The 10,053-nt window shown below is 65.1% G+C and carries 11 protein-coding genes and 1 other RNA gene; 3 read left to right on the plus strand and 9 right to left on the minus strand.

Annotated elements, in window-relative coordinates; all coding sequences use genetic code 11:
- From IVB32_RS21510 to IVB32_RS21550, 9 genes are all read right to left on the minus strand, one after another.
- Positions 1-475 (minus strand): Lrp/AsnC family transcriptional regulator (locus IVB32_RS21510; protein ID WP_247411419.1); only part of this gene is annotated, 475 nt, incomplete at its 3' end.
- Between the two features lie 67 nt (positions 476-542).
- The gene (locus IVB32_RS21515) at positions 543-1,496 is read right to left on the minus strand and encodes a sugar kinase (RefSeq protein WP_247369115.1); all 954 of its coding nucleotides are present in this window, start codon (positions 1,494-1,496) and stop codon (positions 543-545) included.
- A 7-nt stretch (positions 1,497-1,503) separates the two neighbouring features.
- On the minus strand, positions 1,504-2,442 hold the full coding sequence (gene nudC, locus IVB32_RS21520; protein ID WP_018453009.1) for an NAD(+) diphosphatase: 939 nt from the start codon (positions 2,440-2,442) through the stop codon (positions 1,504-1,506).
- Between the two features lie 11 nt (positions 2,443-2,453).
- Complete coding sequence (locus IVB32_RS21525; protein ID WP_018453010.1) at positions 2,454-2,873, minus strand: HIT family protein; 420 nt, start codon at positions 2,871-2,873, stop codon at positions 2,454-2,456.
- A 275-nt stretch (positions 2,874-3,148) separates the two neighbouring features.
- Entirely contained in the window at positions 3,149-4,276 is a 1,128-nt protein-coding gene (locus IVB32_RS21530) for a muconate cycloisomerase family protein (RefSeq protein ID WP_018453011.1), read from the minus strand.
- The gene (locus IVB32_RS21535) at positions 4,273-5,028 is read right to left on the minus strand and encodes an SDR family oxidoreductase (protein WP_018453012.1); all 756 of its coding nucleotides are present in this window, start codon (positions 5,026-5,028) and stop codon (positions 4,273-4,275) included. Before IVB32_RS21535 ends, IVB32_RS21530 begins: the two co-directional genes overlap by 4 nt.
- A complete protein-coding gene (locus tag IVB32_RS21540; RefSeq protein WP_018453013.1) occupies positions 5,028-5,825 on the minus strand; it encodes an amino acid ABC transporter ATP-binding protein in 798 nt (265 codons plus the stop codon). The genes IVB32_RS21535 and IVB32_RS21540 overlap by 1 nt, the downstream gene beginning before the upstream one ends.
- Positions 5,822-6,484 carry an amino acid ABC transporter permease gene (locus IVB32_RS21545; RefSeq protein WP_018453014.1) on the minus strand — a complete coding sequence of 221 codons (663 nt, stop codon included), beginning with the start codon at positions 6,482-6,484 and terminating at the stop codon, positions 5,822-5,824. Before IVB32_RS21545 ends, IVB32_RS21540 begins: the two co-directional genes overlap by 4 nt.
- A gap of 124 nt (positions 6,485-6,608) precedes the next feature.
- On the minus strand, positions 6,609-7,454 hold the full coding sequence (locus IVB32_RS21550; RefSeq protein ID WP_018453015.1) for a transporter substrate-binding domain-containing protein: 846 nt from the start codon (positions 7,452-7,454) through the stop codon (positions 6,609-6,611).
- Positions 7,455-7,647: 193 nt separating this feature from the next.
- Between IVB32_RS21550 and ffs the strand changes: the two genes are divergently transcribed.
- The 3 genes from ffs to IVB32_RS21565 form a co-directional block, all read left to right on the plus strand.
- An RNA gene (ffs, locus tag IVB32_RS21555) (signal recognition particle sRNA small type) lies at positions 7,648-7,744 on the plus strand.
- A gap of 94 nt (positions 7,745-7,838) precedes the next feature.
- On the plus strand, positions 7,839-9,656 hold the full coding sequence (locus IVB32_RS21560; protein ID WP_018453016.1) for a DNA polymerase III subunit gamma/tau: 1,818 nt from the start codon (positions 7,839-7,841) through the stop codon (positions 9,654-9,656).
- Between the two features lie 105 nt (positions 9,657-9,761).
- Positions 9,762-10,053: YbaB/EbfC family nucleoid-associated protein (locus IVB32_RS21565; protein ID WP_247411381.1), on the plus strand; the 292-nt coding region annotated here is incomplete at its 3' end.

A 10,053-nucleotide genomic window follows, 5' to 3' on the forward strand; every position in this document is an offset into this window, starting at 1 on the left:
TGACCGACTTGATCTTCTCCATCGCGAAGCGCGAGGTGACGTTCTTCAGCGGCACGGCGCTGATCAGTTTCTTGTAGAACACGTCATAGGCCTGCATGTCCGCGACGACGACGCGCAGCATGTAATCGACGTCGCCGGCCATGCGATAGAACTCCATCACCTCAGGCATGGCGCTGACGGCGTCGGCGAACCTCTTGAGCCAGGCGTCGGAATGGTCGGAGCTCTCGACCGACACGAACACGGAGATGCCGAGCCCGATCTTGTTCTGGTCGACCAGCGCCACCCGCTTGGTAATCACGCCGTCGGCCTCCAAGCGCTGGATGCGCTTCCAGCAGGGGGTCGAGGACAGGCCGACGCGGTCGCCAATCTCGGCGACGGAGAGGGAGGCATCGTCCTGCAGCACCATCAGAATCTTGCGGTCGATGGCGTCGAGGCGGCGGCTGGTCTCGGGGAGTGGGACGGCGAGATCGGTCATTTGAAGAACTTTGTTCCATTTCAAGGGACGTTTTCCCTGATATAGAGAAAATCTTTCTATAGCAAGTCTATAATCTTGGCGCCCGCTCCAACGTCGCCGCCGGCGACGTGCTCAAAAGCTCTTCAACTTCAACGCGTTGCGGGGCGGCCAGGCCGCCACCAGGACGGGTGCATTTCAGCGCCGCGGCGGCCGCGGCGAATCGCAGCGCCTGCCGCACGCCGCCACCTTCGGCGAAGCGAAGCGTGAAGGCGCCATGGAAGACGTCGCCGGCGCCGAGCGTATCGACGGCCTGAACCGGGAAGGCCGGCGTCTGCTCCAATGCGCCGGTCTCGTTCAGCCAGATCGTGCCATACGGACCGCGGGTGGCGGCGAGGAAGGCGGGCGTGAGCGCGGCCAGGCGCTTCAATGCCGCGCCGTCATCGGGGGTGCCGGCTGTCTCCTGCAACTGGTCACTGGCGAACAGCAGATGTGAGGCGGCCGTGAGCAGGCTGTCCTGCAACGACATCGCGCGGTCGACGCCGACGATGACGGCAATGCCGCGCCGGCGTGCCTCGGTGCAGAGCGAAGTTGCGAACGCGGCGCAGCGGCTTTCGACGAGAACCGCCCGGCAATCGGCGAGCAGCTTGTCGGCGTCGGGCAGCTCGACTGTCCACAGGGCCGGATCGCGATAGATCGTGAGCGTTCGCTCGCCCGTCGCGTCAATGATGATGGCAGAGACGGGCGTGCTCGCATCAGGTATGCGCACGATATGGCTTGTGTCGATATTTTCGGATGTCATGCGGTCGAGAATGAAGCCGCTCGACGTCTCCTGCGCATCGCCCATCGGACCTGCGAACGCGACGCGGCCACCAAGCCGAGCGATAGCGATCGCGGCATTGAGTGCGTTGCCGCCGCAAATCTCCGCGAGATGCCTGGCATTCGCCTTGCTGCCGCGCGCGGGCACGGTTTCGACACGAAAGGTCAGGTCGCGCACGGGAATGCCGATGCAGAGGATGCGCGGCGCGATCCCTGGTGCAGCCATCTCCGTCTCAGCTCTTGTCGTGCACCCAGCGGCCGAGCAGGTGATGCGCAATCGCAAACGGATGCGGGCCGGCGAGCCCGTCAGGATGCGTCCGCGTCAGCATCAAGGCCGCCTCCTCGCGCGTGAACCAGCGCGCATCCTCCAACTCGGAGTGATCGACGACGATGTCCTCGCTCACCGCCCGCGCGCTGCACCCGATCATCAGCGACGACGGATAGGGCCAGGGCTGGGTCATGTAATATTGCACCTCGGTGCAGCGAATGCCGGATTCTTCGAAAATCTCGCGGCGCACCGCGTCCTCGATGGTTTCGGCGGCCTCGACGAAGCCGGCGAGGCAGGAATACATGCCCGGCGGAAACTGCTTCTGGCGGCCGAGCAGGCATTTGTCGCCGGCGGCGACGTGCATGATCACGACAGGGTCGGTGCGCGGGAAATGCTCGGCCTTGCAACTCGGGCACTCCCGCTTCCAGCCGCCTTCCTTCATCGCGGTACGCGTGCCGCAATTGGCGCAATAGCCGTGGCGCTGATGCCAGCTCACCATCGACTTCGCCATCGCGATCGCCGACAGCTCCTGCGGCGGCACCGCGCCCTGCATCGCCATGCCGCGCAGCTCGCTGAGGGCGTAGTCCTCGCGCCCGATCAGCTTCTCGGACGCGGCCTGCGACAGGCCCATCCCGAACATCGCGGCGCCGCCGCGCAAGCCTAAGAAGATCGTGCCGGGATTGGCGCCGCATTTCAACGCCTCGTCGATTCCGAGCAGCGCGCGCACTTTGTCGCCCTCGCGCTTCACCAGCAGTGAGTCGCGATAGACCACATAGGCGCGCGACGACGGCTTCTGCTCCATCGCGAACAGCTTTTCGTCGTCGCGGCGCAGATGCGCGGCGCGGTCGAGAATGTTGGTGACGAAGGCGGGTTGTCCCAGTGGAAACGAGTCGAATGCTGACATTTCTTGTTCTTTCAACCCAACCAGATCTTGCGGCGAAGCGCGCTGATGAAACTCTGCACCTCGGTGGCGTCGTGCGCCAAGGGCTGCATCACGCCCCAGACCGGCCGCGGCCAGGCGGCGTCACTGGTGCGGCGCGCGATGATGTGGACGTGAAGCTGCGGCACGAGGTTACCGAGTGCCGCGATGTTGAGCTTGTCGCATTGGGTGATCTCCTTCAGCGCGCGCGAGACGCGGGAGATCTCCGTCATCAATTGCGCCTGCTGCACCTCGTCGAGGTCGATGATCTCCACCGCGTCGGCGCGTCGCGGCACCAGCAGCAGCCAGGGATAATGCGCGTCCTTGATGACCAAGACCTTGCACAGCGGCAAATCGCCGATGTCGATAGTGTCCTCTTTCAGGCGGGAGTGCAGCGACCAGGCGGGTTCGGACATAAAGGTTTCCGGATGGCCCGATGGGATCGGGCATGGCGGGGCGGAACCCCTGAATATTTGCTGCGACCATACGATACGGAATCTGATTGGGGAAGGATGGCGCTCCGCAGAGGCGGCATACGCGATCGTCGTCCTGGACAAGCGCAGCGCCGATCCAGGACCCATTACCATCGGATTGGGTTTGGCGAAGATTCGGGGTTACCGACCTCGTGCCGCAACTTCTCTTTGGGGCAATGGGTCCTGGCTTTCGCCAGGACGACGGTGGGGGCGTGCCTTTACCCCTCCGCCAACACCCGCGCATTGGCGCGGACCGAGGCTTCGCTGACGCGGATGCCGAGGCCGGCACCGTCCGGCACCACGACGTGGCCGCCGCGATTGGCGACGCGCTCTTCCAGCACGTCCTCGGTCAGCACATGATGCGGCATGTAGAATTCGCAGCCGAGCGAGATGCCCGGCGTCGCGGCGATCAGCTGCGTGCCGGCGGCAAGCCCGATGCCGCCCTCCCACAGCGTGCCGCCATAGCCGGGCAGGCCCGCGATGTCAGCGATCGCCATGATCGCCTGCGCCTCGAACAGGCCGCCGGCCTTCATCAGCTTGATCGAGACGGCATCTGCCGCCTCGCGGCGCACCACCTCCATCATGTCGCGGCGGTCGAAACAGCTTTCGTCGGCGAGCACCGGCGTTTCCAGCGCCGCGGTGAGCTGCGCCATCACGTCGAGAAATTTGCGCGGCACCGGCTGCTCGATGAAGGTCGGCGCAAACTGCTCGATATCGCGCAGGATTTTGATGGCGCCGAACGGCGCCAGCGCCTGGTTGTAATCGACGCGTAGATCGACCTTGTCGCCGAATTCTTTCCGGATCGCCGCGAGATGATCGAGATCCTCGCGATGCGGCTTCACGCCGGTCTTGACCTTGTAGATCAAATTGCCGTCCGGAACCATCTTCCGCATGCGTTCGAGATCGGCGGCGAAATCCGGATCGGCGATCGAGAACGACAGCGGGATCGTGTCGCGTACGCGCCCGCCGAGCAGGTCGGCGACCGAAAGTCCCGACGACTTGCCGACGATGTCGAGCAGCGCCATCTCGATCGCGACCTTGGCTTCGGCATGTCCGACCAGCGCACGATCGAGCTCGGCCATCAGCGCGCGGATGCGGCGCACCGACTTGCCGAGCACGATTGGCCGCAAATAGATGTCGAGCGCGGCGAACGCCGCTTCCGGCGTTCCCGTGAACACTTCCCATGGTGCCGCCTCGCCCCAGCCGATCACGCCGTCGCTCGACGTGAGCTCCAGCAGCACGCGCTTCACCGTACCCTTGACGTTGCCGACGCCCTGGAGGCGCGCCATCTTGATCGGGCTCTCGATCAGGAACAGCCTGAGACGTTCGATGGTGGCTTCGGTCATGTCAGGCCTCCATTGACGTGCCAGACCTGGCCGGTGACGTAGGATGCTTTTGGGGATGCCAGGAAGGCGATGATCTCGGCGACTTCCTCCGGTCGCCCGCGGCGGCCCATCGGGATCAGCGTCTCGGTCGCGGCGATCTGCTCGGGTGTAAGCCGGCTTTCGCTGGGCTTGTCCTTGACGATCAGGCCCGGCGCGACGGCGTTGACGGTGATGCCCTCCCTGGCGAGCTCGACTGCGGTGAGCCGCACCAGCGCTTCGAGCGCGGAGCGGCTCGCGGCCGTCGCTGCAAAGGGCGCGAACTCCGGCCGGATCGCGTGAGCGACGAACGACGACACCGCCACGATCCGCGAATCTCGCCCTGCACGCAGCAGCGGCAGCGCGGCGTCCACCAACCGTGTGAACGCCAGCGCCGACTCGTCCATTGCCTTGCGGAACTGATCCGCCGGCGTACCGATGGCGCTGCCGCGCCGGGCATGGCCGCCGATCAGGATCAATCCGTCGAGCCGGCCGAAGGCACGTTGCGTAGCGGCGACGGTGTCGGTGGCCGCGGTCTCCTCGGCGAGATCGCCGAGGCATTTTGCGACGATCGCGCCTTGCGCTTCGGCTTCCGCCGCCGTGGCGTCGAGGCCGGCTGCGTTGGAGCGCGTGTGCAGCAGCAGCGCAGTGCCGGGCCCCGCGAGCAGTTTTGCGGTGGCGCGGCCGATGCCGCTGGCGGCGCCGGTGACAAGATAGACGCGATCGATTTCGGACATCACGATGCCGTTGTAACCGGCGGCAGCGCGCCGGTGCGGTGGAAATGGCTGAGGAACGCGCGCGTCGCTCCTTCCTGCGGATTGTCGATCACCTGTCGCGCCGGGCCTTCCTCGACCACGACGCCGTCGCGCATGAAGATCAGACGGTCGGCGACTTCGCGGGCAAAGGCGATCTCGTGGGTGACGATCACCATGGTCATGCCCTCCGACGCCAGCTGCTGCATGACGTTCAAGACCTCGCCGACAAGCTCGGGATCGAGCGCGGAGGTGACCTCGTCGAACAGCATCACGTCCGGCTCCATGGCGAGCGCCCGCGCAATCGCGACGCGCTGCTTCTGTCCGCCGGAGAGCGTTGCCGGATATTGGTCGGCCTTCTCTGCAAGGCCCACCTTCGTGAGTTGGGCCCGCGCCAGCTTCTCGGCGTCCGCCTTGGCCATGCGCCGCACCGTGACCGGTCCCTCCATCACGTTCTGCAGCGTCGTCATGTGCGGGAACAGATTGAAATGCTGGAACACCATGCCGGTGGTGGTACGGAATTTGGCCAGCGTCTTCACATCGGGGAGCTTCGTACCCTCGCCGAACGAAAAGCGGGTGTCGCCGACGCGAACGCTGCCGCCGTCGGGCGTCACCAGGAGGTTGATGCAGCGGAGCAGCGTCGACTTGCCGGAGCCGGACGGGCCGATCAGCGCCACGACGCCGCCCTTCGCGACATCCAGGCTGATGCTCTTCAAAACCTCGTTGCTGCCAAAGCTTTTGCGCAGCGCCCGGATCTCGATCTTGGAAGAGGTGTCGCTCATTCGCCGACCGCCAGTCGCTTCTCGCCGCGCCGGACCATGATGGTCAGGGGGATCAGGATCGCCGCATAGGCGACCGCGACGGCGGTGTAGGTTTCCAGCGGACGGTAGCTGTCATGGGCGGCGACCTGGCTCTGATAGACCAGATCAGGCACCGCCAGCACCGAGACCAGCGAGGTGTTCTTGAACTGGATGATCGACTGGTTCATCAGCGCCGGGATCATGCGCTTGATCGCCTGCGGCAGCACGATGCGCCGCATGCTCTGTCCCGGGGTCATACCGAGCGCGGCACCGGCTTCGGACTGGCCGCGGTCGATCGAGATGATGCCGCCGCGGATGATCTCCGAATAGAACGAGCCGCCATAGAGCGACAGCGCCAGCGCCGACGCCGTGATTGGGGTCATCTCGACACCCGCCAGGATCGGCAGCGCGTAATAGAACCAGATCAGCTGCACCAGGATCGGCGTGCAGCGGAACGCCTCGATGAAGGTGAGCGCGAGCAGGCGCACCGCGCGAAAGCGCGACAGGGTGCCGAACGCGCCGAACAGGCCGAAGACGAGGCCAAGCACGACGATGACCACGGTGAAGCCTACGGTGACGCCGAGCCCGTTGAGAAAGAGCCAGCGATAGCTCCAGAGGATGCCGAAGTCCCACTGATACATGCGTGTGTTACTCGTCGAACGCCTTGACCGCCGGCATTGTCGTCCGGGGCGATGCGAAGCATCGAGCCCGGAATCTCGAGATTCCGGGTTCGCCCTTTGGGCGCCCCGGAATGACAGTGGAAGACTACAGCGAAACGCCCGGCGGAATGTCCGCCTCGGTCACGCCCACCAGCTCCATGTTGGTGATGATGGCGTTGCGAATGAAGCCGAGGCCTTTGTTGAAGTCGATCCAGGTGTTGACGTAGTCGCGCCAGGTCTTGTCGGTCTCGCGGCGGAAGCCGGCGTTCGACGTGGTAGCAAAGATCGGCGTCGGCAGCACGAACTGGCCCAGCGAGGGATTTTTCTTCAGCACCGTGAGCGACAGCATGGTGATCAGGCACTGCGCGTCGACGCGGCCGGTCTGGAGCGCGGCGGTGGCGTCGTCGGCGGTCTTCAGCCGCGAGATCTGCGCCTTCGGCGTCAGGCGGCTCACGACTTGGTCGTGCGAGGAGCCCTGGTCGACCGCGATCTTGATGTCGGGCGAGTTCAGCTCGGCCCAGCTCTTCGGCTTGAAGTCCTTCTTGCAGAGGATGCCGAAGGCGTTGTTGAAGACCGGCACCGAGAAGTCGACCACCAGCGCGCGCTTCGGGGTCGGGTTGAGGCCGAAGAAGATGTCGATCTTGTTGGACTGCAGGTCGAGCACCGAATTGCCCCAGGTGGTCTCGGTGATCTCGAGCTCGGCCTCCATGTCCTCGGCGAGCGCCTTGGCGATGTCGACGTAAAAGCCTTTCCACTGGCCGGTCGAAAGATCCTTCATGTAATAGGGCGCGCCGCCGCCGACCGCGCCGATCCGCATCTTCTTGGTGCGGCGGATGCGGGCGAAGGTCGATTCGTTGGTATCGGCGGTCTGCGCCACGGCAGGGGAGGCCAGCGTCGCCGCGCCAATCGCGCCAAGTCCGACAATCGATGCAACATCACGACGTGTAACCATTGGGATCAATCGCTTTTCTGTTGGAAGAAGTTCCGGCAGCGTTCTTACCAAGGCGCCTCCGGCAGTGAAAGCACAGCCTATCGGCTGGGCAGACCAGGAATTGCCCGGATGCTGGGCAAGCCACCATGAAGCCGCGCCTGTTCAAGCCGATACCCGCTTGCTTTCCGGTCCTTTTGGCCCCAAATAGGGGCCGGGAGATTGGCGGTGGACGAGCCACTCGCCAACCGGGTCAGGTCCGGAAGGAAGCAGCCCTAACGAGGTCCGGATCGGGTCGCTCGTCAGTCTCCTACCTGTTTTTCCGAGCGAATTGCGCCGGCGGCTCGGGCCGCCAGCGCGCTCCTTTCCGCAAAGCCGGCCGAAAGACACTTCATTGCGGATCGACCGATGACCGACGCTGGCGCCCCTCCCAACCCTGACAGCGCCGGCCGGGCCAGCACGCCCTACCGGGTGCTGGCGCGGAAATACCGTCCTTCCTCGTTCGACGATCTGATCGGCCAGGAAGCCGTGGTCCGCACCGTCTCAAATGCGTTCGAGACCGGTCGCATTCCGCAGGCCTGGATTCTCACCGGCGTCCGCGGGGTCGGCAAGACCACCACTGCGCGCATCCTTGCCCGCGCGCTCAACTACGAGATGCCGGATGGCTCGGTGAAGGGCCCGACGGTCCAGATGCCGACGCTCGGCGTGCATTGCCAGGCCATCATGGAAAGCCGGCACATGGACGTGCTGGAGATGGACGCGGCCTCGCACACCGGCGTGGACGACGTCCGTCAGATCAATGACAGCGTCCGCTACGCGCCGGCCAGCGCCCGCTACAAGGTCTACATCATCGACGAAGTCCACATGCTGTCGACGGCGGCGTTCAACGCCTTCCTGAAGACGCTGGAGGAACCGCCGGAGCACGCCAAGTTCGTGTTCGCAACGACCGAGATCCGCAAGGTTCCGGTCACGGTGCTGTCGCGCTGCCAGCGTTTTGACCTGCGCCGCGTCGAGGCCGACGTGCTGATGAAGCATCTGGCCAACATCGCGGCCAAGGAAAACGTCGAGATCGAGCCCGAAGCACTAGGTATCATCGCACGCGCCGCGGAAGGCTCGGTGCGCGATTCGCTCTCGCTGCTCGATCAGGCGATCGCGCATGCGGCAGGCACCGTGAAGGCCGATGCCGTCAGGCAGATGCTGGGGCTCGCCGACCGCACCCGTGTCATCGATCTTTTCGATTCTCTGGCGCGTGGCGACATCGCGTCCGCGTTTAGGGAGTTCCGCGACCAGTACGACGTCGGCGCCGATCCGATCGTCGTGCTCTCGGATCTCGCCGAATTCGTCAATTTCGTCACCCGCGTGAAGATCGTGCCGGCGACCGCCGACAACGTCGCCTATGGCGAGACCGAGCGCGTGCGCGCGCGGGATTTCGCCTCGAAGATCTCGATGCGCGTGCTGTCGCGGATGTGGCAGATGCTGCTCAAGGGCATCACCGAGGTGCAGGCCGCGACGCGGCCCGCCGCAGCCGCCGAGATGGTGCTGGTGCGCATCGCCTATGTCGCCGACCTGCCGACGCCTGACGAAGCGATCAAGATGCTGGAGCAGAACGGCGGTGGTTCGCCGGTCGTGAGCGGCGGCAGTGCCGCGCGCAACGCGCCGGCCGGGCCGGTGGCGTCCGCGGCTCCCGTTCGCATGCCGAATTCGTCACCGTCCTCGTTCGGCGGCGGTGGTGCTCGTCCGCAGATGGCAACACCCGCGCCGGATCCGCAAGCTGCCACGCCCGTGTTGCGCGTCACGAGCTTCACCCAGCTCGTTGCCCTGGCCGGGCAGAAGCGCGACCTCCTGACCAAGGGCGCGCTCGAAGGCGACATGCGCCTCGTTCGTTTCGAGGAGGGCCGGCTGGAAGTCGCGCTCGAGCCGAACGCCTCCAAGACCATGATTTCCGATCTCGCGCGAAAATTCGAGCTCTGGACCGGGCGCCGCTGGACCGTGATCGTCTCCAACGAGCCGGGCCAGCCGACGCTGCGCTCGGTAAGCCAGGCGGCCAAGCAGGAACATGCGCGCACCGCCGAGGCCGATCCGCGCGTGCGCGAGGTGCTGTCGCGGTTTCCGGGTGCGAAGGTCGTCGAGGTCCGCAGGCTTGCCCCCGAGGCGCCGGAATCCGATATTAACGCCGACTATGGCAGTGACGATCCGCCCGACGGTTCCGACGGCGACGATCTCTAGAGCATGATCCGGAAAAAGCGTGCAGCGCTTTTCCGACTGGATCACGCTCAAAACAATCAGCGAAGGCGCGACGATGAGTCATCGCGCCAACCAAGGACAGCACCGATGGTCGATATTTTCGGCATGATGAAGCAGGCGCAGCAGCTGCAATCCAAGATGCAGGAGATGCAGGACCAGCTCGCCAACGTCGAGGTCGAGGGCATCTCCGGCGGCGGTCTCGTCGCCGTGCGCATGACCGCGAAGATGGACGTCAAGGGCGTCAAGATCGATCCTTCGCTGATGAAGGCGGAAGAGCGCGAGGTGCTCGAGGATCTGCTCGTCACCGCCTTCGGCGAGGCCCGCCGCAAGGCGGAAGCCGCCATGCAGGAGAAGATGCAGTCGCTCACCGGCGGGCTCG

It is taken from the genome of Bradyrhizobium sp. 23 (genome assembly GCF_023073295.1).
In the GTDB taxonomy this organism is placed as follows: domain Bacteria; phylum Pseudomonadota; class Alphaproteobacteria; order Rhizobiales; family Xanthobacteraceae; genus Bradyrhizobium; species Bradyrhizobium canariense_D.

Bases quoted from the DNA above. Each gene is read 5' to 3' on its own strand.
- nudC (WP_018453009.1), bottom strand. From the start codon at position 2,442: ATGTCAGCATTCGACTCGTTTCCACTGGGACAACCCGCCTTCGTCACC.
- IVB32_RS21560 (WP_018453016.1), top strand. From the start codon at position 7,839: ATGACCGACGCTGGCGCCCCTCCCAACCCTGACAGCGCCGGCCGGGCC.
- IVB32_RS21550 (WP_018453015.1), bottom strand. From the start codon at position 7,454: ATGGTTACACGTCGTGATGTTGCATCGATTGTCGGACTTGGCGCGATT.
- IVB32_RS21515 (WP_247369115.1), bottom strand. From the start codon at position 1,496: ATGGCTGCACCAGGGATCGCGCCGCGCATCCTCTGCATCGGCATTCCC.
- IVB32_RS21535 (WP_018453012.1), bottom strand. From the start codon at position 5,028: ATGTCCGAAATCGATCGCGTCTATCTTGTCACCGGCGCCGCCAGCGGC.
- IVB32_RS21540 (WP_018453013.1), bottom strand. From the start codon at position 5,825: ATGAGCGACACCTCTTCCAAGATCGAGATCCGGGCGCTGCGCAAAAGC.
- IVB32_RS21530 (WP_018453011.1), bottom strand. From the start codon at position 4,276: ATGACCGAAGCCACCATCGAACGTCTCAGGCTGTTCCTGATCGAGAGC.
- IVB32_RS21545 (WP_018453014.1), bottom strand. From the start codon at position 6,484: ATGTATCAGTGGGACTTCGGCATCCTCTGGAGCTATCGCTGGCTCTTT.
- IVB32_RS21525 (WP_018453010.1), bottom strand. From the start codon at position 2,873: ATGTCCGAACCCGCCTGGTCGCTGCACTCCCGCCTGAAAGAGGACACT.